The 23,818-nt window shown below is 70.1% G+C and carries 20 protein-coding genes; 5 read left to right on the top strand and 15 right to left on the bottom strand.

Annotation, left to right across the window (positions count from 1 at the left end; translation table 11 throughout):
* Positions 1 to 51: 51 nt before the first annotated feature.
* Complete coding sequence (locus tag AMYBE_RS0122185; RefSeq protein WP_034289054.1) at positions 52 to 1,020, top strand: EamA family transporter; 969 nt, start codon at positions 52 to 54, stop codon at positions 1,018 to 1,020.
* On the opposite strand, the gene AMYBE_RS0122180 is transcribed toward AMYBE_RS0122185, so the two are convergent.
* On the bottom strand, positions 995 to 1,471 hold the full coding sequence (locus tag AMYBE_RS0122180; protein ID WP_020661585.1) for a (2Fe-2S)-binding protein: 477 nt from the start codon (positions 1,469 to 1,471) through the stop codon (positions 995 to 997). The genes AMYBE_RS0122185 and AMYBE_RS0122180 overlap by 26 nt on opposite strands.
* Positions 1,472 to 1,485: 14 nt before the next feature.
* A complete protein-coding gene (locus AMYBE_RS0122175; protein ID WP_020661584.1) occupies positions 1,486 to 3,840 on the bottom strand; it encodes a molybdopterin cofactor-binding domain-containing protein in 2,355 nt (784 codons plus the stop codon).
* 184 nt (positions 3,841 to 4,024) lie between these two features.
* Here AMYBE_RS0122175 and AMYBE_RS0122170 point away from each other — a divergent pair, with 184 nt between their 5' ends.
* A complete protein-coding gene (locus AMYBE_RS0122170) occupies positions 4,025 to 5,635 on the top strand; it encodes a sigma-54-dependent Fis family transcriptional regulator (protein WP_027927887.1) in 1,611 nt (536 codons plus the stop codon).
* A 256-nt stretch (positions 5,636 to 5,891) separates the two neighbouring features.
* Here AMYBE_RS0122170 and AMYBE_RS0122165 read toward each other — a convergent pair whose 3' ends face one another.
* Positions 5,892 to 6,380 (bottom strand): hypothetical protein, encoded by a 489-nt coding sequence (locus tag AMYBE_RS0122165; protein WP_020661582.1) that lies wholly within the window; start codon positions 6,378 to 6,380, stop codon positions 5,892 to 5,894.
* On the bottom strand, positions 6,380 to 7,414 hold the full coding sequence (locus AMYBE_RS0122160) for a DNA polymerase III subunit beta family protein (RefSeq protein ID WP_020661581.1): 1,035 nt from the start codon (positions 7,412 to 7,414) through the stop codon (positions 6,380 to 6,382). The genes AMYBE_RS0122165 and AMYBE_RS0122160 overlap by 1 nt, the downstream gene beginning before the upstream one ends.
* 203 nt (positions 7,415 to 7,617) lie before the next feature.
* Between AMYBE_RS0122160 and AMYBE_RS0122155 the strand changes: the two genes are divergently transcribed.
* Positions 7,618 to 9,144 (top strand): MFS transporter, encoded by a 1,527-nt coding sequence (locus tag AMYBE_RS0122155; protein ID WP_020661580.1) that lies wholly within the window; start codon positions 7,618 to 7,620, stop codon positions 9,142 to 9,144.
* A gap of 169 nt (positions 9,145 to 9,313) precedes the next feature.
* Here AMYBE_RS0122155 and AMYBE_RS0122150 read toward each other — a convergent pair whose 3' ends face one another.
* Positions 9,314 to 10,159, bottom strand: coding sequence for an SAM-dependent methyltransferase (locus AMYBE_RS0122150; RefSeq protein WP_020661579.1), 846 nt, complete (start codon positions 10,157 to 10,159; stop codon positions 9,314 to 9,316).
* 85 nt (positions 10,160 to 10,244) lie between these two features.
* Entirely contained in the window at positions 10,245 to 11,381 is a 1,137-nt protein-coding gene (locus AMYBE_RS0122145; RefSeq protein ID WP_154676273.1) for a pyridoxal phosphate-dependent aminotransferase, read from the bottom strand.
* A gap of 110 nt (positions 11,382 to 11,491) precedes the next feature.
* On the opposite strand from AMYBE_RS0122145, the gene AMYBE_RS0122140 reads away from it, so the two are divergent.
* Positions 11,492 to 12,250 carry a GntR family transcriptional regulator gene (locus tag AMYBE_RS0122140; RefSeq protein WP_034287176.1) on the top strand — a complete coding sequence of 253 codons (759 nt, stop codon included), beginning with the start codon at positions 11,492 to 11,494 and terminating at the stop codon, positions 12,248 to 12,250.
* A 45-nt stretch (positions 12,251 to 12,295) separates the two neighbouring features.
* Here the strand turns inward: AMYBE_RS0122140 and AMYBE_RS0122135 are convergent, their stop codons facing one another.
* From AMYBE_RS0122135 to AMYBE_RS42135, 8 genes are all read right to left on the bottom strand, one after another.
* A complete protein-coding gene (locus AMYBE_RS0122135; protein WP_020661576.1) occupies positions 12,296 to 13,783 on the bottom strand; it encodes a CoA-acylating methylmalonate-semialdehyde dehydrogenase in 1,488 nt (495 codons plus the stop codon).
* A 44-nt stretch (positions 13,784 to 13,827) separates the two neighbouring features.
* On the bottom strand, positions 13,828 to 14,622 hold the full coding sequence (locus tag AMYBE_RS0122130) for an SDR family NAD(P)-dependent oxidoreductase (RefSeq protein WP_020661575.1): 795 nt from the start codon (positions 14,620 to 14,622) through the stop codon (positions 13,828 to 13,830).
* Positions 14,619 to 15,782 carry an aminotransferase class I/II-fold pyridoxal phosphate-dependent enzyme gene (locus AMYBE_RS0122125; RefSeq protein ID WP_020661574.1) on the bottom strand — a complete coding sequence of 388 codons (1,164 nt, stop codon included), beginning with the start codon at positions 15,780 to 15,782 and terminating at the stop codon, positions 14,619 to 14,621. Before AMYBE_RS0122125 ends, AMYBE_RS0122130 begins: the two co-directional genes overlap by 4 nt.
* Positions 15,779 to 16,336, bottom strand: coding sequence for a cysteine hydrolase family protein (locus AMYBE_RS0122120; RefSeq protein ID WP_020661573.1), 558 nt, complete (start codon positions 16,334 to 16,336; stop codon positions 15,779 to 15,781). Before AMYBE_RS0122120 ends, AMYBE_RS0122125 begins: the two co-directional genes overlap by 4 nt.
* Complete coding sequence (locus tag AMYBE_RS0122115; protein ID WP_020661572.1) at positions 16,333 to 17,661, bottom strand: MFS transporter; 1,329 nt, start codon at positions 17,659 to 17,661, stop codon at positions 16,333 to 16,335. The genes AMYBE_RS0122120 and AMYBE_RS0122115 overlap by 4 nt, the downstream gene beginning before the upstream one ends.
* Positions 17,662 to 17,706: 45 nt before the next feature.
* Positions 17,707 to 19,419, bottom strand: coding sequence for a hydantoinase B/oxoprolinase family protein (locus tag AMYBE_RS0122110; protein WP_020661571.1), 1,713 nt, complete (start codon positions 19,417 to 19,419; stop codon positions 17,707 to 17,709).
* Entirely contained in the window at positions 19,416 to 21,494 is a 2,079-nt protein-coding gene (locus tag AMYBE_RS0122105) for a hydantoinase/oxoprolinase family protein (protein WP_020661570.1), read from the bottom strand. The genes AMYBE_RS0122110 and AMYBE_RS0122105 overlap by 4 nt, the downstream gene beginning before the upstream one ends.
* A 126-nt stretch (positions 21,495 to 21,620) precedes the next feature.
* Positions 21,621 to 22,382: an alpha/beta fold hydrolase gene (locus AMYBE_RS42135; RefSeq protein WP_020661569.1), complete on the bottom strand. Its 762-nt coding sequence runs from the start codon at positions 22,380 to 22,382 to the stop codon at positions 21,621 to 21,623.
* Positions 22,383 to 22,449: 67 nt separating this feature from the next.
* Here AMYBE_RS42135 and AMYBE_RS0122095 point away from each other — a divergent pair, with 67 nt between their 5' ends.
* Positions 22,450 to 22,869, top strand: coding sequence for a MarR family winged helix-turn-helix transcriptional regulator (locus AMYBE_RS0122095; protein ID WP_020661568.1), 420 nt, complete (start codon positions 22,450 to 22,452; stop codon positions 22,867 to 22,869).
* On the opposite strand, the gene AMYBE_RS0122090 is transcribed toward AMYBE_RS0122095, so the two are convergent.
* On the bottom strand, positions 22,821 to 23,810 hold the full coding sequence (locus tag AMYBE_RS0122090) for a helix-turn-helix transcriptional regulator (protein ID WP_020661567.1): 990 nt from the start codon (positions 23,808 to 23,810) through the stop codon (positions 22,821 to 22,823). The genes AMYBE_RS0122095 and AMYBE_RS0122090 overlap by 49 nt on opposite strands.
* Positions 23,811 to 23,818 lie beyond the last annotated feature (8 nt).

The following is a 23,818-nucleotide window of genomic DNA, read 5'->3' as shown; positions in this document are numbered from 1 at the left end:
CACCCGGAAAACCAGTGGCCGCCGTCCCGTGCGCGCCCGCACAATGCGCGGATGGCACCGCAGCGGAGCACCTCGACCGGGTTGAGCCTGCTCTCCTGGACGCTGTTCGCGAGCTCCGGTCCGCTCGCCAAAGCGGTGATGGACTCGGGCTGGAGCCCGGCGGCGGCCACCGCGGCACGGATCGGGCTGGCCGCGGTCCTGCTGCTGCCCGCCGTCGCGCTCGCCCGGCCGCGGGCGCTGCGGTTCCGGCGCGGCGAACGGTGGCTGCCGCTCGGTGACGGTCTGCTCGGCGTCGCGGGCGTGCAGCTCTTCTTTTTCGCCGCGGTAGAACGGATTCCGGTCGGGGTCGCGATGGTCCTCGTCAACCTGTCGCCAGTGCTGGTCGCGCTGTGGGTGCGCTTCGTCCGCCGGTCCGTGCTCTCTTCGCCGGCCTGGCTGGGCATCGCGCTCGCGATCGGCGGGCTGGTGCTGCTCTCGGGCGTCGGGCTGGGCACGAAGCTGGACGTGCTCGGCGTCGTCGCGGGACTCGCTTCGGCGGTCTGCTCGGCCGGATACTTCCTGCTCGGAGAACGCGGTGTACGGCACCATGATCCGGTCGGGCTGACCGCGGCCGGGCTGGCGATCGGCGCGGCCGCGGTGCTGGCAATGAGTCCATTGTGGACATTGCAAGCCGCCGCCGGCCCGATCCGGCTCGGCGGGGCGAGCTTCCCGGTCTGGCCGGCCCTGCTGGTGCTGGCCGCGGCGGGCACCGTCGTGCCGTACTTGGCCGGGCTGGCTGCCCTGCGCGGACTGCCGGTCGCGGCGGCCGGAGTGCTGGCACTGGCCGAACCGCTGGTCGCCCTCCTGCTTGCTTGGCTGCTGCTGGGCCAGGCGCTGACCGCGGCGCAGCTGATCGGCGTCGGCGTGCTGCTCCTCGGCGGCGCGCTGGTCCAGGCAAGTCCCGGACACGACGCTGCCCCGCACCGGGAAGCGGGTGCGGGGCAGCGAACGCGGCTCACATCTTCGCGGCGCCGGCCTTGATCGCCTCGCGGATGCGGGAGTAGGTCCCGCATCGGCAGACGTTGCGGATCTCGTCCAGGTCCGCGTCGGTGATCTCCCGGCCCTCGGCCTTGACCTGCTTCACCTTGGCCACCGCGGCCATGATCTGGCCGGGCTGGCAGTAGCCGCACTGCGCGACGTCGTTCTCCAGCCAGGCTTCCTGCATCGGGTGCAGATCGGCCTTGACGGTGTCCGGCAGGCCCTCGATCGTGGTGATCTCGTCGCTGGCCTTGATGTCCGCGACCCGCACCGAGCACGGGTTGAACGCCTTGCCGTTGAAGTGCGACGTGCACGCCTTGCACACGTTGATGCCGCAGCCGTACTTCGGCCCGCGCACGCCGAGCACGTCGCGCAGGACCCACAGCAGCCGCACGTCGTCGTCGACGTCGACGGACACCGGCTTCCCGTTGAGGATGAAGGTGTGCTTGCTCATCGTCGGGTGGCTCCTCAGTAGGTGTGGCGCAGGCCGTCGGTCGGGGATTCGGGAACGGGCGGGATGAACGTCTTGACTTCGAAGCCGATCGGGTCGTCGTGGTTGATCGGGAACCGCTTCGGGACCTTGCCGGTGGCGCGGGCGTACGCGCACGCGACCGCCGCGACGGAACAGGCCACGCCCGCTTCGCCGCCGCCGCCCGGCTGCTCCCCGTTGGACGGCATCGCGATCGCGGTGAAGTCGTGCGGGATGTTCCACTGCCGGGTGTAGAAGTAGTTGTCCCAGCTGGCTTCCAGGAAATGCCCGTCCTTCAGGTGGACACTGCTGGTCAGCGCCAGCGCCAGCCCGTCGGAGAAGCAGCCCATCATCTGGGCTTCCAGACCGCGCGGGTTGATCACCAGCCCAGTGTCGATGGCGATGACCGCCTTCGTCACGCGCGGACCGCCGACGCCGTCGCGGATCTTGCGGTTCACCGTCTCCGGACGGCAGTCGATCTCCACCAGGCAGGCGCTCGCGCCCTTGTACTCCTTGTGGATCGCGATGCCCTGCGCGGTGCCCGGGGCCATCTTCTTGCCCCAGCCGCCGACCTCGGCGACCTTGCGCAACACGCTCTTCACCTTGTCGTTCTTCAGGAATTCGAGCCGGAACGCCAGCGGGTCCTTGCCCATCGCCTTGGCGAGGATGTCCACCATCAGCTCGTTGGCGCAGCCCACGTCCGGCGAGTAGACGTTGCGCATCGACCCGGTGTTGAACCGCTGGTCGGTCTCGGTGAGCGTCTGGTCGACGACGCCGAAGTTGTACGGCATTTCCTGGCTCAGCACGAAAACTGCTTCGGCCACGCCGAGGTTGCCCAGCCCGGTCGGCAGTTTCGTGGCGACCGAGGTCAGCACTTCGCCGAGACCGTGCCGGAACGAGGTCTCCACCGACGTGTGCCGCTGCTCGAAGGTGAGCACATTGCCGGCGAGCACGGTGGCTCGCATCCGCGACGTCGCCATCGGGTGCAGCCGGCCCTGGCGCGGCTCGTCGGCGCGGTGCCACATCAGCCGCACCGGCTTGCCGAACGCCTTCGATGCCTGTGCCGCTTCGATGGCGTGGTTGCCGAACAGCTTGTGCCCGAAGGAACCGCCGCCGGTGATGACGTGCACCTTCACCTTGCCCTGCGGCAATCCGATCGCTTGCGCTACCTCGCCCTGCGAGACGATCGGCGACTTCAGGCCGGCCCAGATTTCCGCGCTGCCGTCCCGGACGTCGGCGACCGCGCAGTAGGGCTCGAGCGCCGCGCTGGAGCGGAACATGAACTCGAAGTCCGCCTCGACCGTCTGCGCCAGGACCGGAACCTTCGGCACGGCAAGGGGAAGCTCGGCTCGGCGCAGGTTCGCCAGCACCGTTTCGTCGTTCTCGCCCTCGACGCTGCCCTTGCCCCAGTCGACCTGGAGCGCGCGCACGCCGTCGATGCACTGGCCGAAGGTTTCCGCGCGGACCGCGACTCCGGTCGGGATCATCGCGACGTCGGTGACGCCGGGCAGCTTCAGCACGTCCGCCTTGTTGCGGACGGCTTTCGGTGTGCCGTTGAGCGTCGGCGGCCGGCAGATCATGGTCGGCAGCGCGCCCGGGACGTCCAGGTCCATCGCGAACTGCTTCTTGCCGGTGACGATGTCGAGCGCGTCGAGCCGGTTCTGCGGCTTGCCGAGCACCTTGAACTGGCTGGCGTTCTTGAGCTTGCTCGGGTCGAGCGTGACCTGCTTGGTGGTGCTGGACGCGGCCTTCGTCGCCAATTCGCCGTAGGTGAGCGACTTTCCGCTCGGCGCGGTGATCACCCCGCCCTTGACGAGGTACCGGTCGGCGGTGCCGCCCAGCAGGAGCACGGCTGCCTGGAGCAGCTGCTGCTTGGCGATCGCGGCGGCCACCCGGATCGGCGTGTAGGTCGACACCGTGGTGTTCGAGCCGCCGGTCAGCTGGTTGAACAGCAGTTCCGGGCGGGCCGGGGCGAGCGTGACATGCACCTTCTCGACCGGCAGGTCGAGCTCCTCGGCGATGATCATCGCCGAGGAGGTGGTGATGCCCTGGCCGACTTCGGCACGGGGGATCGCGAACGACGCGCTGCCGTCCTTGTTGATCGTGACGGTGATCAGCTGCGACGTCGGCAGGGCGGCGTCGGTGAGCGCGTCGTTGAGGTCGTACAGCTCGGGCGGCTGCGGAAGCGACGGCACCGCGGCCGGAGCGAGTCCGTTCGCCGCCGCGGAGGTGGTGAGCCCGACGTCGGCGGCCACGACCAGGGTCCCGGCCGCGACGACGTAGCCGAGGAACCCGCGCCGGGAAACGCCCGGACGCTCGTTCCCGGTGTCCGGCTCGGAGTGACTGAGAGTCACGCTGCTTCCCCTTTCGAGGTAAGGACCGCGCGTCGGATCGCATCACGGACACGCGGGTGGTGGTGGGGCACCACCTTGCCGGGTGATTCGGGGGCCAAGTGTTCAAGTTCTGGACAGCGTCAGCGGAGAGCGACGGTTATCCTGCTGCGCGTCACCAACGAAGGTGGAGATCCGCGTGAGCTCGATGACGTCCTCGCGCAGCGTGGCGCTGCGGGAACCGATCGCCCAGTCCTGGCACCGTGCCTCGCTCGCCGGTCTGGCGCCCGCCACCGCGCTGCTCGATCTGCGGACCGCGGAGGTCGACCCGGCCAGCCACTTGCTGTCCGCCGCCGCCCCGGTGCTGGAAGACCTGGACGAGCGGCTCGCCGGTACCGCGATGTCCACTGTGCTCGTCGACCACGAGGGCCGGATGGTGCACCGGTGGAGCGCCGATCGCGCGGCCGAGGACTGCTTCGAGGAGCTGGGCCTGGAAATAGGCTCCTGCCTGCTGGAAGACGTGGTCGGCACCAACGGTCCGGGCACCGCGCTGGAGACTCGGTCGAGCATCGTGGTGCACGGCGAAGAGCACTACGCCGAGGCGCTGCGCGGCTTCAGCTGTTACGGGCACCCGATTTTCCATCCGGTGACCCGCAGGCTGGAGGGCGCGCTGGACATCACCCTGCTGGCCGCCGAGGCGAACCCGCTGCTCGCACCGCTGGTCGCGAAGGCCGTGGAGGAGATCGAGCGACAGCTTCTCGAGGGCAGCAAAGTGTCCGAACGGTCGTTGCTGGCCGCGTTCCAGGCGGCGTCGCGGCGCACCCGGCCGGTGGTCGCGATCGGCCCGGACCTGCTGCTGTGCAATCAGGCCGCCGCGGACCTGCTGGACGGTTCGGATGTCGCGCAGCTGTGGAACCTCGCCGGCGAGGTCGCCGGACCGTCCGAAATGGAGACCGAGCTGCGGTCCGGGCAGCGCGTCCGGGTCCGCGCCGAACCGGTTTCCGGCGCTCGCGGCGGGGTGCTGGTCGAGATCCGTCCGCTGGGCACGGGCGAGACCCGCCGGCGCGGCCGCGTCCGGCAGGTTTCGCCCGCCGCGATCGGGCATGTGCACATCTCCGGCCCGCCGGGGGCCGGCCGCACGACGGAAGCCCAGCTGCGCGCACCCGCGTGCACGCTGCTGACCGGTGCGCAGGCGGTGCTGGGCGGATCCGCGGTGTGGGCGGCGCAGTTTCAGACCGCGGTCGAGGCAGGGAGCGGAACCATCTGCGTCGACGGCGCGGATCTGCTGCCCGCTGAGCTGGTCGACCTGGTGGCCCGGCACGCCGCCACCGGAGCGGGGCCGAATCTGGTCCTGACCACCGGACCGCGCGAGGGGCTGAGCGGGCCGGAGCGGGCGCTGGTCGCGTCGTGCGCGGAGAGCGTCGAGCTGCTGCCGCTGGCGCATCGCTCGGACTTCCCCGAGGTCGCGATGCGGATGCTGGCGGAACTCGGGGCTGGGCGAACGCACAACATCACGCCCGGCGCGATGCGGATCCTCGGCTCGTACGACTGGCCGGGAAACCTGCCCGAGCTGCGCGGGGTGCTCGGGCAGGCGATCCGCAAGCGATCGGCAGGCGCGATCGGCCCGGCCGACCTGCCGCCGACGCTGCTGGCGGACGCCTCCGGGCACGAGCTGGCTCCGATCGAACGGGCCGAGCGGAACGCGATCGTGGCGGCCCTGCGGTCGGCCGGCGGGAACAAGGTCAAGGCGGCCGGCGCGCTGGGGATCTCGCGGACGACGCTGTACGCGCGGATGCGGGCACTGAAGGTGCCGGGCTAACTGTCCGTGAAGGGCCCCGCGCCGGAATCAGATTCCCTCAAGGGGTCCTTCACGGCCTGGAATACGGGGGGATTGTCCGGTTGCGCGGGATTGGCGCGAAGGTTCACTCGATCGAGCTACTTGAGGGTTGCCGGTCCGAGCCGGGGCCCGCGCTGGCGAAGCGGCACGCCGGACCGACCGCCGCGTGCTCCAGCAGTCCGTGAAGGGCCCCTTGAGGGAATCAGATTCCCCCAGGGCGCCCTTCACGGACGTTGACCTATCCCACCCCTGGCGCGGTGGCCCGCCTCTCCGTGGACCGGTGGGCGATGGCCTCGGCTACCTCGCTGATCGCCTGGCGGAGCAGGGCTCCGTAGGCGTCGTCGCCGAGGGCGTCCTGCCGGCGGCGGGCTTCGGCGATGTGGTGTTCGGCGGCGGGAAACGAGCCGAGGCGGCGGAAGTTGTCCGCGAGGTTCAGGTGCAGAGACGGGTAGAACCCGGCTACCTGCGTCCCGGCGGAATGCGCCTGGACCTGCTCATCGGTGACGGTCGCGGCCGCGTCCAGGGCCCGCACGTCCCAGACCAGTGCTTCGGCCGGATCGGCGAACAGGTCCGCCTGGTAGTGCGCGAGAACGCACCGGTGGAAAGGATCGCCGCCGGGACCGATTTCGTCCCAGAGGTCTCGCAGCCGGGCGCGCGCCGCGTCTGCGTCGCCAGTCCGGCCCACGGTCACGGCGGCGGTGATCTCGGCGAGCATCGGGTCCGACATCAGTTCTTCCCTTCCAGCGGCATCGCGAGGGTCGTCAAGTCGCCGTCGTCGGCGGAGCGCACGACGACGGGAAGGTGCGGCGCGGCGATGTCCAGCATCACGTCCGGTCCGACGGCGGTGCGAAGAGCCGGGTACAGCGTGTTCGCCGCGAACTCCAGCGAGCTCGGTGGTCCAGTGTGGACAGCCGGAATTACCTCGGCCGCAACGGTTACTTTCGCTTCCTCGAAGGAGAGCCGGATCCGTGGCGAGTACTGTCGCTCCACACTGGACAGCAAAGCGGCGCGTGACACGACGGTCCGCGTGCGCGCTGAGGGCAGGGAATCGAGCATCAGGCGGTAGTCGGGGAAGGGGTCGCTGAGCGTCCGGCAGGTGCGGACCGCTCCGTCGCCGCCGTCGAAACCGACGCTGCCTGCTCGGGCGCTCAGCCGCAGTCGGTGGTGGCCACGGGTCCAGGGCAGGACGAGCCGCAGGTCGTCGGCGTCGATGGTGGCGGTCCACTCGGCTGGGTCCGGTTCGGCGGTGGCCAGAGTGCGGGTGGCGAGCCGGTACCGGTCGGTCGCGGTGAGCACGATCGTTCCGGCGGAGACTTCCAGGCGCAGGCTGTTGAGCTCCGGCAACTCCTGCGTCGCGGCGGTGAGGACCTGTTCGACGGCGGCGGTGAAGACCGGGCCGGTGACCACGACGGAGGAAGCGGGAGCCGCTGACCCGCCCAGTGCGGCTTTCAGTTCGGCGGCCGTGGCGCGCGCCGCCCGTGCCTGCGAGGTCAGGCTGGCGACGTGGTTGTCGACGATCCGCGCGGCTTCGCCTCGGTCCGCGGCGAGAACCGCCGCCACGCGTTCCAGCGGCAGGCCGATTTCGCGCAGCTGCCGGACGAGCAGTGCCTCGCCCACTTGGCTTGGCGAGTAGTAGCGGTAGCCGGATTCGCCGTCCACCCGGACCGGCCGGACAAGGCCGGAATCCGCGTAGAAGCGCAGCGCGCTGGCGGTGAGGCCGCAACGGCGGGCGAACGCACCGATAGTGAGCAGGTTGGGCACCTGCCCATCATCAGGGTTCAAGCGGCTTGAAGGTCAACCGAGACGGACAACCAGCAGGGCAGCGCGCGGTGCCCTCGGCAGGCGGTCGACCTGCGGAAACACCGTCCGTCGAACCGCACCGAAATCTTTTTCGCCGCCGATGTCGATCCGCCCTGGCTCCGATCGTCGCTTCCGTGAGACCACTGATCGACGGGAGACGGGCAATGAGCGCAGGACGACGAGAATGGCTGGGCCTGGCGGTGCTGGCCCTGCCGACCGTGCTGCTGTCGCTGGACATGAGCGTGCTGCACCTCGCGGTTCCGCACCTCGCCGCGGACCTGCGGCCGTCCAGCACGCAGCTGCTCTGGATCATCGACATCTACGGCTTCATGATCGCCGGGTTCCTCGTCACGATGGGCACCCTCGGCGACCGGATCGGGCGGCGGAAGCTGCTGATGGCGGGCAGTGCGGCGTTCGGGCTCGCGTCGGTCGCGGCGGCGTTCTCGACCAGTCCGGAGATGCTCATCGCGGCGCGCGCGGTGCTCGGGGTCGCCGGCGCGACGCTGATGCCGTCGACGCTCGCGCTGATCAGCAACATGTTCCCGGACCCCAAGGAGCGCAGCGCCGCGATCGCGGTCTGGATGAGCTGCTTCATGGGCGGCATGGTGGCCGGTCCGGTGGCCGGCGGCTTCCTGCTGGAGCATTTCCGCTGGGGCTCGGTGTTCCTGCTCGGCGTGCCGGTGATGATCCTGCTGCTCACCACCGCGCCGAAGCTGCTGCCGGAGTACCGCGATCCCGCCGCCGGACGCCTTGACCTCGCCAGCGTCGCGCTGTCGCTCGGCGCGATCCTGCCGGTGATCTACGCGCTCAAGGAAATCGCCAAGAACGGTTTGTCTCTGTTCGAACTGTTCGTGCTCGCGGCCGGTCTCGCGATCGGCGCCGTTTTCGTCCGGCGGCAGCAGCGGCTGGAACACCCGCTGCTCGACCTCGGCTTGTTCCGGGTGCGCGCGTTCAGCGCGGCGGTGGCGATCATGCTGGTCGGCGCGGTCACCATGGGCGGGGTGTTCATGCTGGTCAGCCAGTACCTGCAGATGGTCGCCGGACTGAACACCGTGGACGCGGGCCTGCTGCTGGTTCCGCAGGCGCTCGCGGTGGTCGTCGGCTCGATGATCGCGCCGCGGCTGGCGCGCCGGTACCGGCCGGAGTTCGTGCTGGGCTTCGGAATGCTCGTGGCGGCGGGCGGGATCGTGCTGTTCACGCTCGCCGGCGGGACCGGCGGCGTGCCGTTCGTGGTGCTGGGCATGGCGATCGCCAGCTTCGGCATGGGACCGCAGGGCGTGCTGTGCACCGAAATGGTGGTCGGCTCGGTCTCGCCGCGGCGGGCGGGGGCGGCCTCGGCGATGTCCGAGACCAGCGCGGAATTCGGGATAGCGATGGGGATCGCGGTGTTCGGCAGCGTCGCGACGGCGGTGTACCGCGGCGGGATCGTCGTCCCGGCCGGGGTTCCGGCACCGGCGGCCGCGCAGGCGACCGACAGCATCGCCGGGGCGATCGAGGCGTCGGCGACGCTGCCGGGGCGCGTCGGGGAGCAGTTGCTGGCTGCCGCGCGGGACGCGTTCTCGTCGGGGCTGCACACGGTGGCCGGGATCGGCGCCGCTGTCGTGGTGGTGTTCGCAGTCGTCGGGATGGTGGCTTTGCGGCGTTCGACTGCTCCGGAACCGGCCGCGGAACCGGAATTGGTCGCGCAGTGAGCCAGCGCGGGTGCCGGGTTGCCGTCCGGTCCGCTGGCGGCGGTGACCTGGTCGCGGGGACGGCACCGGATCGAGACGGCCGGGCACCCGAAAAGGGCCGGTGCTCCGCCGGAACAGCCGAAGCTGTCCGGCCGGAGCACCGGCCCTCGCGTCGAAACTCAGCGCCCGCTCAGGGCTTCCGGGCCACCCCGCCGGCCATGATCCGCTGTGCGACGGTCTGCCCGCCCAGCCGCGGGCCGTCCGGCCACCAGTCGGAAATCGCGACGATCTCGGCGGGCCGGCCGGGTCCGGTCGGGATCATCTCCAGGTCGTGGAACAGCTGGGTGATCTCCTCGCGGGTGCGCGCGGTGACGTCCTTCATCGAGCCCTTGTGGATCGCCTCGACCAGGTCCTGCACCGCCTGGTCGTCCGGCGAGCTGTCGGCCGCGTCGATCAGGTGGGTGATCGCCAGGAAGGAGCCGGAGGGAAGCCGGTCGACGAACTTCTTGGTCACCGCGGCCGGTGCGCCGCGGTCGCCCTTGTGGTGGTGCAGCGCCGCGATGAACAGGACCGCGATCGGCTCGTTCCAGTCGAGGTGGTTCTGCACCGTCGGGTTGTCGAGGATGCTCATCGGGTCGAAGATGTCGGCCTGGATGTACTCGGTGAAGTCGTTCTCGTCCAGCAGCGCCCGGCCGTGGCTGGCCACCACCGGGTCGTAGTCCACGTAGACGACCTTCGCCGTCGGGTCCGCGCGCTGCACGACCTGGTGCACGTTTTCCGTCGTCGGCAGCCCGGACCCGCAGTCGATGTACTGCCGGACGCCCGCGCTGAAGGCGAGGAAGCGGCAGGCGCGGATCAGGAAGTTCCGGTTCTCCAACGCGGTCTGCGCGATCTCCGGCACCGCCGCCGCCATCTCGCGGGCGACCTGCCGGTCGATCTCGTAGTTGTCTTTCCCGCCGAGGAGATAGTCGTAGAGACGCGCGACACTCGACTTGGTCGGGTCGACTCCGGGCGGTGCGTTGAGTGGGTCGGACATCGACGCAGACCTCCAGCGTGCTGACACTGTGATAAATGCCGCACCGAGAGTAGCGGACTTCGGCGACGCCGCGAAACCGGTACCGCTAGGACTCCCGGCATGCCTGGCTGAGCGCGCCGACCAGCTCCTCCAGCACCGGTTCGGCTGCGCCGAAGGTGATTCGGACATGGCTTTCCGGGGCGTGCAGGTCGGTTCCGCGGATGGTCGCGATCCCGTTGCGCAGCAATGCCCGGTCGATGGCGTCCGGGGTGTCGCCGAGGCGGGCGCAGTCGGCGAGTAGGAACGCGCCGCCGCCGGGGCGCACCGGGGCGGGGAGCCCGCTGGCCTCGACCCCGGCGCAGACTAGATCGCGCTTTCGCTGGTAGGTCGACAAAGCGCGGTCGAGCCACTCGCGCGGACCGGTGAGCGCGGCCGCGGCAGCATGCTGCGGAATCGCGCCGCAGCACACTGCTTCCCACTGCAAGCGGCGTTCCATCGCGTCTACGACCGCGGGCGGCGCGAGCACGTAGCCCAGCCGCCAGGTCGCGAGTGCGTAGTACTTGCTGAGGCTGGTGACGGTGATCAGGTGCGGCCAGGTTTCCGCGAGCGCTTCCACCGGATGGTGCCGGCGGCCGTCGAAAACGAAATGCTGCCATGAATCGTCGGAAACGACGAACAGCCCGTGCCGGGCGGCGAGACCGACTACCGCGGCGACGGTCTCGGCGTCGGGCAGGTATCCAGTCGGATTGACCGGATTGCAGAGCAGCACGGCACGGCTGCGGGAGGTCACCGCGGCCGCCATGCCGTCGAGATCGAACGTCCATCCGCTGTGGGACGGGACGTACTTCGGCGTCGCGCCGGACTCGCGGATGGCGCCGTCGAAGAAGTACGCCGGGGTCGGCACGATCACCTCGTCTCCAGGTGCGAGCAAGGTGCGCAGGGCGAGCGAAAGACCGTGCATCGCTCCGTTGGTGACCAGCAGGCGGCGTTCGGGATCGACGCCGGGACTGAGCTCGGCCGCGATCGCGGCACGGAGCTCGGGAAGGCCGCGGCTGTCGCGCGGGTCCGGTTGGTCCATCGCCTGCCGGACCGCCTCCCGCACGTGCTCGGGCATCGGGAGGACCGGGGCGCCCATGAGCGGGAGAATCCGGCCGCCGGTTCGGCGAGCGCGGTCGCGGGCGGTCATCGCGCCGAGTGCGGGGACGTCGTGGAGGGCGGAGGGACTGGTTGCGGAGTGCGACATGGGTAGCAGCATGCCACGTTAAGATATCAACAACAAGAGTAAGTATCTTATAGTGAAGACTGGATTGTTTCGCTGCCATATCAACCGGCAAAAGCTGGTATTCTGACGGAGTGCCCGATATTCACGACTTGCTTCCCGGATCCTCGAACATCCCCGCGCTGCTGCTGGTCGGCCAGGACGAATCCGGCTTGGACCGGACGAGTCAGGCATACCGCGCGATCCGGCGGCAGATCATCGATCTGACGCTGCCGCCCGGCAGCAGTTTCACCGAGACGTCGCTCGCGCAGCAATGGCAGATCAGCAAGACGCCGGTGCGAGAGGCGCTGGCGCGGCTGCGGCGCGACGGACTGGTCACCGCGCTCCCGCGCGCGGGATATGTGGTCAGCCCGATCACGTTGCAGGACACCGACGAGCTGTGCGGTCTGCGGTCGTTGCTGTCCGGCGAGGCGGCCGCGGCGGCGGCGCGCAACGGCATCCCGGCGGCGGCGCTCAAACGGCTCGAAGAGCTGTCGGAAATGTCGTTCGCCTACGTGCCGGGCGAAACCGGCCTCGACGACTGGCTGCCGGTCGGCATCGAGTTCGAAGGCATCATGGCGCACTTCAGCGGCAACAGTCGGCTCACCAAGGCGCTCGTCGACGTAATCGACGAATTGGAGCGGGTGCTGCGCATGGTGCTGCTGATCGCTCCGGATGTCGCTAGCCCGCCGGGCGAACTGGACCTTGTCTTGCGGCGGCTGTGCGAGCGCGACGCGGACTTGGCGCGCAACGCTATGAAGGCGAGGTGCGAGCGAGTGCGCCACGACGTGCTCGAGGTCTTGACGAAAAGCGCGTCGGTCAGCCGGGCCAATATCGAAATGCCCCTGCGCTAGCCGGTCCGGTCCGGGGAGTGCGGGCCTCCCCGGACCGGACCGGACTCAGACCGCGGTCGGGAAATGGAAACTCGCCTCGCCCGCCGCCTCCGGCCATCGGCTCGTCACGGCTTTCGCCCGCGTGTAGAAGGCCACGCCTTCCGGCCCGTGCATGTGGTGCGAGCCGAACAGCGACTGCTTCCAGCCGCCGAACGAGTGGAACGCCATCGGCACCGGGACCGGGACGTTCACGCCGATCATCCCGGCCTGCACCGACCGCTGGAACAACCGCGCCGCCCTCCCGCTGCCGGTGAAGACGGCGGCGCCGTTGGCGAAGCTGTTCGCGTTGACCAGATCGATCGCCTCGGCCAGCGAATCGACGCGCACCACGACTAGCACCGGGCCGAAGATCTCGTCGCGGTACACGTCCATTTCCGGTGTCACCTGGTCGAACAGCGTCGGCCCGAGGAAGAAGCCGTCGCCCTCCACTGAGATATCACGGCCGTCGACTACAAGTTCCGCGCCCGCCGCGACGCCTGCCTCGAGGTAGCCGCGGACGCGGGAAAGCGCTTCCGGGGACACCAGCGGCCCCATCTCGGATCCCGCCGCCAGCCCCGGCCCGACCTTCACCGCTCGCGCCCTGTCCCGGAGCAGCTTGACGAGCGGGTCGGCCGCTTCGCCGACGGCGACCGCGACCGAGATCGCCATGCAACGCTGGCCCGCGGAACCGTAGGCGGCCGAAACCAGATGCTCGGCGGCGTTTTCGAGGTCGGCGTCGGGCAGCACGACAGCGTGGTTTTTGGCGCCGCCAAGCGCTTGCACGCGCTTGCCGTTCGCGGTCGCGCGTTCGTGTACGTACCGCGCGACCGGCGTCGAACCGACGAACGACACCGCCGCGACGTCCGGATGGTCCAGCAGGGCGTCCACCGCGGCCTTGTCGCCGTGCACGACGTTGAACACGCCGTCGGGCAGGCCGGCCTCGGTGTAGAGCTCGGCGACGAAATCCGAGGCCGACGGGTCCCGTTCGGACGGTTTGAGCACGAACGTGTTGCCGGTCGCGATGGCGATCGGGTGCATCCACATCGGGACCATCGCGGGGAAGTTGAACGGCGTGATGCCCGCGCACACGCCGAGCGGCTGCCGGAACGAAAAGAGGTCGACCCCGGTCGACACCTGGTCTGAGTAGTCGCCCTTGAGCAGCTGCGGTATGCCGCAGGCGAAATCGACCACTTCCAGGCCGCGGACCAGCTCGCCCTTGGCGTCCTCGAGGACCTTGCCGTGCTCAGCGGACACGAGCCGGGCCAGCTCGTCGAGGTGCTTTTCGACCAGGCCGCGGAACGCGAACAGCAATCGCGCGCGGCGCATGACCGAAGTGTCGGCCCAGTCCGCCAGCGCGCCGCGGGCGGCTCGCACCGCGGCATCGACGTCGGCGGGCTCGGCCAGCAGCACGTCGGCCCGGCGTTCGCCGGTCGCGGGATCCCAGACTGGTGCGGTCCGGGTCGACTGCCCGGCGGCGGGGCGGCCGCCGATGCGGTGTCGGATGATCGGGTGCACGGAAGAACTCGCCTTCTTTTCGGGACGGGAACGGAGCAATTCGGTCAGACGATGAGGTCGCCGCCGTTGATGTCGACGGCGGCGCCGGTGATGTAGGCGGCCCGGTCGGACGCGAGGAACGCGACGAGTTCGGCCACCTCCCACGGCAGCCCGACACGCGGCACCGGGAACGACCGGACGGCCTCTTCGAGCACCGGCGGCGGCAGCAGGCCGCGGGCCATCGGCGTGTCGATCAGGCCCGGGCAGACGGCGTTCACGGTGATTCCGCCGGGTCCGTAGGCCTTCGCGAGATGCCGGGTGAGGCCGAGGACGCCGTGTTTGGCGGTCGTGTAGTGCGCCCCGCCTGCGGTGCTGATCGTTTTGCCTGCGGTGGAAGAAAAATTGACGATCCGGCCCCATCCGCCCACCCGCATCGCGGGCAAGGCGCGCTGGCAGCACAGGAAAGTTCCATGCACGCTCACCGCGAGCACGCGATGCCATTCGGTTTCGGTGATGTCCTCGAAAGCGGTCGGCGGAGCGATCCCGGCGGCGTTGACCAGGATGTCGAGCCGGGCCCGCTCGGCCAGCACCGCGTCGAAAGCGCGGCCTACCCGCCCGCCGTCGGTGACGTCCACCGCGATCGACCGGATCCGTTCCGCCGGAACCACAAGCGCGGTCGCGATCTCCTCGGCGTCCGGTGCCGCCAGATCGAACACCGCGACTGTCGCGCCGCGGGCGGCGAGTGCGTGCACTGCCGCCAGGCCCATGCCGCTTGCGCCGCCGGTCACGACCGCGACCCGGCCGGCCAGCTCCGTGCTGTCGGCGCTCGTCGGTGCGCGGAGACCTGCTGTGACGCTCATGCCGCTCCCGCCTTCGCGCGCACTCGAGCGAAGGCCGCCTCCGCGCGGTCGAGCTGCTCTGGCCGGTGCGAAGCCGAAACCTGGACTCGGATGCGCTCCTCACCAGCCGGGACGATCGGGTGCGAGAGCGCGAAGACGAGAACGCCTTCGCGGCGCAACTCGGCCGCGGTGTCGGCTGCCAGCGTTCCGCCGCGCAGCATCACCGGGATGATCGGATGTTCGCCCGGCAGCACCTCGTAACCGAGTCCGGTCAGGGCGCCGCGAAGGCGGGCAGTGTTGGCCGCCAGCCGGTCCCGCAGCTCTGGGCGGCGGGCGGCGATCCGGATCGCGGTCAGCGCCGCCGCTGCCAGCGGTGGCGCCATCGCATTCGTGAACAGGTACGGACGCGAAACCAGCCGCAGGGTTTCCGTGATCGCGCGCGACCCGGCGACGAAACCCCCGGCTGCGCCGCCCAGCGCCTTGCCGAGCGTCCCGGTCAGGATGTCGACCCCGGTGTCCAGACCGAGATGCCCCGCGGTGCCCCCGGCCAGCACTCCGGTGGCGTGCGAGTCGTCGACCATCAGCACCGCGTCGTGCCGCCGAGCCAGCTCGGCCAGCCGGGGCAGCGGCGCGAGATCGCCGTCCATGCTGAACACGCCGTCAGTGACGATCAATCGGTGGCGTGCGCCCTCGCTCTCGGTGAGATATCGCTCGAGCTGGTTGAGATCGGAGTGCGCGAAGACCTGGCGCCGGGACGGCGACAACCGGATGCCGTCGATCAGGCTGGCATGGTTGAGCGCGTCGCTGAAGATCACGTCGTCCGGCCCGAGCAGCGCGGCGAACACCCCGAGGTTCGCGTCGAAGCACGAGCCGTACAGCACCGCGTCCTCAGCGCCGGTCAGGTCGGCGATAGCGGATTCCAGTTCGTGGTGGACGCTGCGGGTACCGCAGAGCACCCGACCGGCCGCTACGCCGAGCCCCTGGTCATCCATCGCCTTCCGGGCCGCGTCCAGGACCTCGGGGTCCGCGGCGAGCCCGAGATAGTCGTTGGATGCGAAGTTCACTAGTGCTTCGCCGTCCACTTCCAGCGTTGGCCCCTGCGCCCCGGTGACCACGAGGTCGTGCCGGGGACGGCGGCTGTCGAGTTCGGCGCTAAGGCGGTCCAGCAATGCCGCGTTCACGCAGTGCCTCCTGCCCAGTCGGCGCAGGACACGATCTCGAACCCTCGGCTGGGGAAGACCTTCTCCAGCAAGAAATCGTTGACCTCGGCGCTCGCGTCGGCGCATCCGTCGCGCAGGACCGTCACCTGGTAGCCGCGATCCGCGGCGTCGTAGCAGGTCGCGGTGACCATCGCGCTCGTCGCGACTCCGGCGACCGCGAGCGAGCGGATGCCGCGGGACCGCAGCACGAGGTCGAGGTCCGTGCCGGCGAAGGCGCTGGCGCGGCGTTTGACCACGACGACATCGCTTTCGGCAGTGGGCAAGGCGAGTTCGGTTCCTTCGGCTCCTTCGTGAAAAGCGTCTCCGGCGTCGAAGAACGAGCGGTACAGCGGATCGTCCGCGGGAAGGTCAGCTCCGTTGTCCCGCAAAGCGAAGTGCACCAGCACGACGAGTGCGCCAGTTTCGCGGGTCCGCGGCAGCAGATCCGTGAGCGGCGGAACGACCTGGCGGGCGAACGGGTAGCCGTTCGTGATGCCCCGCTGGACGTCGCCGACGATCAGGGCGGTGGTGTTCATCCGAGGGTTCCGTCCAGTCGTTCCATGCGCCGCCCGGTGGTGAGCAGTGCGGTCATTCCGGCTGTCATGACGACCGCGATCGCCAGCAACGCGTAGGTGAAGCTGCCGGTAGCGGATGCGATCGCGCCGGTGAAGTACGGGCCGATGAATCCGCTCAGATTGCTGACCGAGTTGATCAGCGCGATGCCGGAGGCGGCCGCGGCACCGGTCAGCCCGATCGCCGGGATCCGCCAGAACTGCGGCATCGCGGTGAGGATCCCGGCGACGCTCAGGCAAACGGCGACGACGAACAGCGGGCCGCTGCTGGTGAGCGTCGCCAGCAGCAGGCCGACGATGCCGACGGCCATGGGGATGGCAGTGGCGGTGACTGCCGAACGCCGGGCTGCGAAACGCGCCCACAGCAGCAGTGCGAGCAATGCCACCGCGTACGGGATCGCGGACAGCAGGACGCTGCTGACATCTCCGGCGCCGCCGATGTTGTGCGTGATCGAGCGGAGCATGGTCGGCAGGAAGAACTGCAGCGGGTAAAGCCCGAACGCGATCGCGAACCACGTCACGGCCATGATCCAGACCCGTCGGCTGGTCAGCGCCTCGCGGAGCCCGGAGAGCGCCCCGTGTGCCCGGTGTTCTTCGGCTTCCGCGGCCAGCGTGGCCTCGATCGCGGCCCTCTCCTCGTCGTCGAGCCAGCGCGCGGTGCCCGGCCGGTCCGGAAGGAAGGCGAAGATCAGGACGCTGACCAGGACCGTCAGCCCGCCCTCCACGAGGAAGAGCGCCCGCCAGCCGGCGATGCCGAACAGTTGCCGGCCCCACTCGAGCAGCGCGGCGGCCAGCGGCGAACCGATCATCGAGGACACCGGGGTCATCAGGAAGAACGCCGACAGTGCCCAGGCTCGCTGGCGGCGGGGGAACCACAGTGTCAGGTAGAGCAGAATGCCGGCGGCCAGTCCGGCCTCGGCGAATCCGAGCAGCAGTCGCGCGAGGTACAGCGCCGCGGCGGAGTTCACCAGTGCGGTGGCGGCAGTGACAAGACCCCAGGTGATCATGATGCGCGCGATCCACTTCCGCGCGCCGAACCGGCGAAGCATCAGGTTGCTCGGCACCTCGACGAGGATGTAGCCGATGAAGAACAGCCCGGCGGCGAGCCCGATCTGGCCGGTGCTGAGGTGCAGGTCGCGCGACATAGGCGCGGCGAGATAGCCGACGTTGGCGCGGTCGATGTAGCTGGCCACGTATGCGAGGCCGACGAGCGGGATGATCCGGATTCCTGCTTTCCGCCAGGTGTGCGGCGAGACAGTGCCGGCGATGGCGGCGACACGGGAACTCATGGCGAAGTCCGATCTGTCAGGGAACTGGGAGGGCGGTGCCTGCGTTCAGCGCGCCACGCCGCGGGCAGCGGCGGTGGCGGCATGGTCGATCCCCCCGGCGTCGATGACGACGCCGTAATCCCGTTCGGCCCCTTCACGGGTGACCTTGCCGTCCAGGACGTCTTCGAGAACCCGTTCCGGCTCGCGGTCGAACGGGTGTCCGTGGCCGCCCCCGCCTGCGGTCACGTGCCGGTGCCGGGACCCGGCGGTCATCGTGAAGTGCGGTTTCGACTCCAGCACTCGCTCGTCCGGCCCGCCCGGTTCGAGCACGTTGAGCGACGGGGTCCCCGGTGCGCCGCCGGACAGCCCGTAGGGCAGGAACTTCCGCCGGTCGGATCGGATCTGCACGCTGGCCTCGGCGGCTAGCAGGGTCATGTCGCGGAAGGTCGCGAGTCCGCCCCGCCACCGGCCGGCCCCGCCGCTGTCGGGCAGGTAGCCGTAGCCGTCGATGCGCACGTGCCCGGAACGCTCCAACTCCTCGACCGGTGTGTTGGTGAGGTTCGCGCCGAGGGAGCTGATCCCGTCGACCCCGTCCTGGTCCGGTCGGGCGCCCCACGCTCCGGCCAGCGGATCCCACAGCACCGTCGACGCGCCGTCCGGACCGGCCAGGCCGATCGCGATCCCGTCCGGCCCGCCTTCTCCCGCCGCTGGCACCCGGCCGGGGAACACCGGCGCGAGCGCGCCGAGCACCGCGTCGATGATCCGGAAGCCGACCAGCCCGCGTGCGCCCCGGGCGGCCGGCCGCTGACCGTTGAGGATCGAGGCGTCCGGGATGACGAAGCTGAACGGCCGGTAGAAGCCGCTGTTCGCCGGGATGTCCGACGAGAGCACGCCCTGCAGCGCGGCGTAAGCGGCGGAGCGGGTGAACGACGAGGTCGCGTTGAGAGCGGAGCCGACCTGGGGCGAGGAACCGGTGAAGTTGAGTTCGATCCCGGCTGCCGACAGCGTGGCCTTGACCTGGATCGGGATGGGGCCGGAGCCGAGGCCGTCGTCGTCGATGTGGTCGGTGAACTCGTAGGTGCCGGGCACTGCTTCGGCGAGTGCGGCGCGCAGCAGGGTTTCGGAGTAGTCGAGCAGTTCGTCGACCAGCCCGGCCAGCCCTTCCACGCCGTGCCGGGCGGCGAGCGCGCGCAGCCCCTCGGCTCCGGTGTGGCAGGCGGCAAGCTGGGATTCCAGGTCGCCGCGCAGCAATTCGGGCTCGCGAACGTTGCGCAGCAGCACCCGCAGGAAAGTTTCGTTGGTGGTGCCCGCGTCGATCAACCGGCACGGCGGGATCTGAATTCCTTCGGCGAAGATACTGGTCGACTGCACTGCCATCGACCCGGCCGCCCAGCCCCCCACGTCGGTGTGGTTCACCACGGTCACCGCGAAGCCCAGCAGCGTTTCCCCGGCGAACACCGGGGCGATCGCGAAGATGTCCGGCAGGTGCATGCCGCCCAGCGACGGGTCGTTGAGCAGGAACAGATCGCCCGGCCGGATGCTGTCGCCGAACTCGGCGAAGACCGCTTCCATCGCGTCCGGAATGGACCCGAGGTGTACCGGCAGTGTGTTGGCCTGCGCGATCACCCGGCCGCGGGCGTCGCAGAGCGCGGCGGAGAAGTCCATGCTGGACGCGACGAGCTGAGAGTGCGCGGTGCGCAGGATGGTGATCGCCATTTCGTCGGCGAGCCCGGTGACGGCGTTGCGAAAGACCTCGAACGTCACGGCGTCGCGGATCATGCGGCACTCCAGGTGATCACGATGTTGTTGAACCGGTCGCGGTGCGCCCGCGCGCCGGGCGGGACAAGGGTGGTGGCGTCCATGTCCTCGATCACCATCGGCCCGTCGGCCGGCTGGGCGCTGAGTGCGGACCGGGCGATGACCGGCGCGGAAACTGTTTCTTCGAAACGGCATTCGCGAGCCGAAGGCAGGCCCGCGTCCGCCGTGCGAAGGTCCAGAACGTCCGAAATGGACACTGGAGTCGGCAGCTTGCCGCGTACCCGGAGGTTGACCGGCTCGACCAGTTCGTCGGTCCCGGCCCGGCCGTAGGTCCGCTTGTGCTCGGCGTGGAACCGGCCGCGCGTCTCGGCGAGCAGCTCCTCGGTGAGGTCGCCGTCCGGGACCCGGATCCGAAGTTCGAAGCGCTGGCCGCGGTAACGCATGTCCAGCAACCGGTCCACCGTGGCCGCTTCGCCGAGTTCCTCGCGCACCTTCGCGGACAGGCGTGCGAACTCGTCGGCGAGCGCGCGCACGTCGGCGAACTCGGATCGATACGGAGTCAGCTCATGCCGTTCGGTGTCGGCCACGAGGAGCCCGATGCTGCTGAAGAGGCCCGGGTGCACCGGCACGAGCACGGTGTCGATGCCGAGTTCTCGCGCCAGCGCGGCCGCGTAAAGCGGGCCCGCGCCGCCGAACGCGACCATGGTCGCTTCGCGCGGGTCTCTGCCGCGTTCGCTGGTGACCGCTTTGACCGCGGTGGTCATGCTCGACACGGCGACCTGATACGCGCCGCGCGCGGCTCCCGGCACGTCGTCGCCGATCTTTTCGGCCACTGTGGACAGTGCCTTCTCGGCGAGGTCCGGGTGGATCGCGACGCGGCCGCCAGCGAGTGACTCGGGGCTCAGGTAGCCGAGCGTCACGTTGGCGTCGGTCAGTGTCGGCAGTACGCCGCCCTGCCCGTAACACGCGGGGCCGGGCCGCGACCCGGCGCTCGCGGGCCCGACGTGGAGCGCGCCGGCGGCGTCGACCGAGATGATGCTGCCGCCGCCGGAACCCACCTCGGCGATGTCGATCGACGGGGCGCGCACCGGGTAGCCGGCACCGGAGCTGAGTCCGCGCGCCACGTTCATTCCGCCGCCGACCTCGTAGTCCGCCGAAACGAAAGGTTCGCCGTGCTCGATCAAGGACGCCTTCGCGGTGGTCCCGCCCATGTCGAAAGCGACAACTGTGGACAGCCCGACCAGCTGCGCGAGCTTCTGCGCCGCGGCGACGCCCGCGGCGGGACCGGACTCGATGATCTGCACCGGACGTTGTGCGACCGAAGCGGCGTCGAGCAAACCGCCGCTGGATTGCATGACCATCAGCGGTGCGCGCACGTTCTCGGCGCGCAGCCCCGCTTCCAGCCGGGTGAGGTACCCGTGCACAGCGGGGCCGACGTAGGCGTTGACCGTCGCCGTGCTGGTTCGTTCGAATTCGTGCGGTTGCGGGGAAACGTCGACCGACGCGGTGACGTAGACCTCGGGCAGTTCGGCACGAAGCAAGTCGGCGACCCGCCGTTCCTCGTCCGGGCGGAGGTACGAATTGAGCAGGCACACCGCCACTGCCTCGATGCCGTCCGAGCGCAGCCGCGCGGCCAAGGTGCGGACTTCCGCCGCGTCGGCGGCCGGGGCGAGCTGCCCGTCGGCCGTGATCCGCTGGTCGAGTTCGTAGCGGTTCCTCCGGCGGGCCAGCGGTTCCGGCTTCGCCCAGGACAGGTCGTACAGCGCCGGGCGGCGCAGCCGGCCGATTTCCAGCACGTCCCGGAAGCCCCGGGTGGTGACCACCGCGGTGCGGACACCGCTCATCGACAGGATCGCGTTGGTGGCCACCGTCGTGCCGTGCAGCATCGCGACCACGGACTCCGGCCTCGCCTCCGCGGCGGCGAGCACCGCGGTGGTGGCCGCGACCACGCCCGCGCCGTAGTCGGGCGGCGTCGACGGCACCTTCATCGGGACGACTTCTCCGGCCGGGCCCAGCGCGATGACATCGGTGAACGTGCCGCCAATGTCGGCGCCGACCCGCCAGCCGGCCGGTCGAGGATCGTGACTGCGGGGCACTGCGATCTCCTTCGTTCAGCGAGCGACTGGGATCACAGTAGGTCTGAGTTAAGATATCAGCAAGAGTTGTTGCTATTTTTTATTCGTCATCTGGTGTTAGCGGCTCGCTTCCCTGTGGTGCGGTGATCACGCGCCGGGGAGCGCGAGCAGTGCGGCCAGCAGCTCCTCCGGGGTCTCCAGCTGGGGCAGGTGGCCGGTCCGGGGCAGCACGGCGAAGGTCGCGCCGGGGATCGCGGCCGCGTACGCCGCGCCATATCCCGGGTCGGCGATGCGGTCGCTTTCGCCCCACAGCACGTGCACCGGAATGTCCATTTTGCCCAGTCGCTCGGCCAGTGTCGGGTCGGTCATCGCCGGGCCCGCGTAGCCGATCAGGGCCAGCACGTCCGGGCTCGGGCCGGGGCCGCCTCCGGCCTGCGGGGCCTTCGCCGGATCGTGGTAGGAGAACTGCTGGATCTCGGCGATCGATTTGCCGCGGACGTCGGCCATCGGATGGCCGGGCACCTCGATGCCGACCCCGTCCACGATCACCGCGCTGCTGACCCGAGGGCTGTTCAGCAGTGCGATCTCGGCGGCCAGCCAGCCGCCGAAGGAGTTGCCGACCACTGTCACGTTCGAGACGTCCAGGTGGTCGAGCATCGCGACGTACGCCTCGGCCAACGCCACGGTGTCGGTGAGTCCGGCGGCTTTCGGGGTGCCGCCGAAGCCGGGGTGGGTGGGCAGCAGCACCCGGGAATGCGTGCGCCCGGCCAGCAGGGCGGCGAAGCCGGTCATGGTCGCGATCCCGCCGCCGCCGTGCAGCAGCAGGAAAGTCCGGGTGCGGTCGTCGTCCTGGACGGCGATCTCGACGGGGCCGGCGGCGGGGAACTGGAGGATCTTCGAAGTCGTCATATCAGGAACCTTAGATAAATATCCTTAGTTAAGCAACCTGGGTTCGCGACAGGTAGGCTGCTCGCGCATGAGGTACCGCCACGCCGACGTCGCACTGGCCGTCAAACGCCTGCAGCACCGCCACCATCGCGCGCTGAGCCAGGAGCTGGCGCCGCTAGGGCTTTCGCTCGTGCAGTGGGACACGTTGCGCCACTTGCACAACCATCCGGACGCGTCGCTGCACGACCTCGCCGTGCTGACCTTCCAGACCGACCAGTCGTTCGGCACCCTCGCGGTCCGGATGGCCGAACGCGGCCTGATCGAACGCGTCCCCGGCCCAGGGCGAGCGGTGCGGCACCGGCTGACCGAGAAGGGCGCGCAACTGCGCGCGGCCGGGCAGGAGCGGGTGGACGCGGTGGTGAAGTCGTCGTTCAGCGCGCTTTCCGCGGCTCAGCTCAATCAGCTGGGGGAGTTGCTGGACGTCGCGCTCGGGCCGGACGAGGCGTAGCCGGAAAGCCGTCCGGCCATCGCGCGGGTCAGGGCGCGGAGTTCGGCGGGCTGTTCGATGACGAAGGGCCGGTCGAGTGCGGCCAGCCGGGCCGGGATCCAGTCGAGCCGTTCGGCCTGGATCCGGGCGCGCACCCAGGGATCGTCGTGCTCCAGGACGGCGATGGACGGCGGGAAGACCGCGCGGATTTCGTCCGCTGTCGCTTCGATCCGGACGGACACGACGTGCCGGTGCGGTGCTTCGGCGATGCTGGCCAAGACTCGCTCCGCCGGATCGAAACCCGTTGGCGCGGCGAAGGTTCCTTCCTGTGGAACAGCGCTGGCGACGCGATCGACGCGGAACGTGCGCACCTGTCCGGCGGCCGTGTCGAAGCCGGTCAGGTACCAGCGGCCGGAATGCGCCACGACGCCGTACGGTTCGACGACCCGCTCGCTGCGCCGTCCGTGCGCGGCGGTGTAGGCGAGCTTGACCGGTCTGCGGTCTCGCGCCGCTTCGGCGACCGCGAGAAGCACTTCGGCCTCCGCCGTCAAAGGTGCGCGCGCCGGCGAGGTGAAGTCGGCGACCTCCAGCAACGCGTCCAGCCGGCGGCCGAGCGCCTCGGGAAGTACGCGGCGCACCTTCGCGACCGCGCTTTCCGCGGCGGCGACCGACGTGGTGACCAGGCCCGCGCGCCGGCCGGCGACCAGGCCGAGCAGGACCGCGAGCGCTTCCTCGTCGGTCAGCATCAACGGCGGCATCCGGTACCCGGGGGCCAGCCGGTAGCCGCCGTAGCGGCCGCGGACCGAGCGGACCGGGATGTCGAGGTCCAGCAAGTGCTCCGCGTATCGGCGGACGGTGCGCTCGTCCACGCCAAGCCGCTCGGCCAGGTCGGCGACCGTCCGCGTGCCGCCGCGCTGCAGGATTTCCAGCAGGGCGAGCACGCGGGCGATCGGACGGGTCATGAGTTCAG

The sequence above is a fragment of the Amycolatopsis benzoatilytica AK 16/65 genome (genome assembly GCF_000383915.1).
Classification (GTDB): domain Bacteria; phylum Actinomycetota; class Actinomycetes; order Mycobacteriales; family Pseudonocardiaceae; genus Amycolatopsis; species Amycolatopsis benzoatilytica.
Note: the sequence above shows the minus strand (reverse complement) of the source record. Positions and strands in the feature narration are given on the sequence as shown.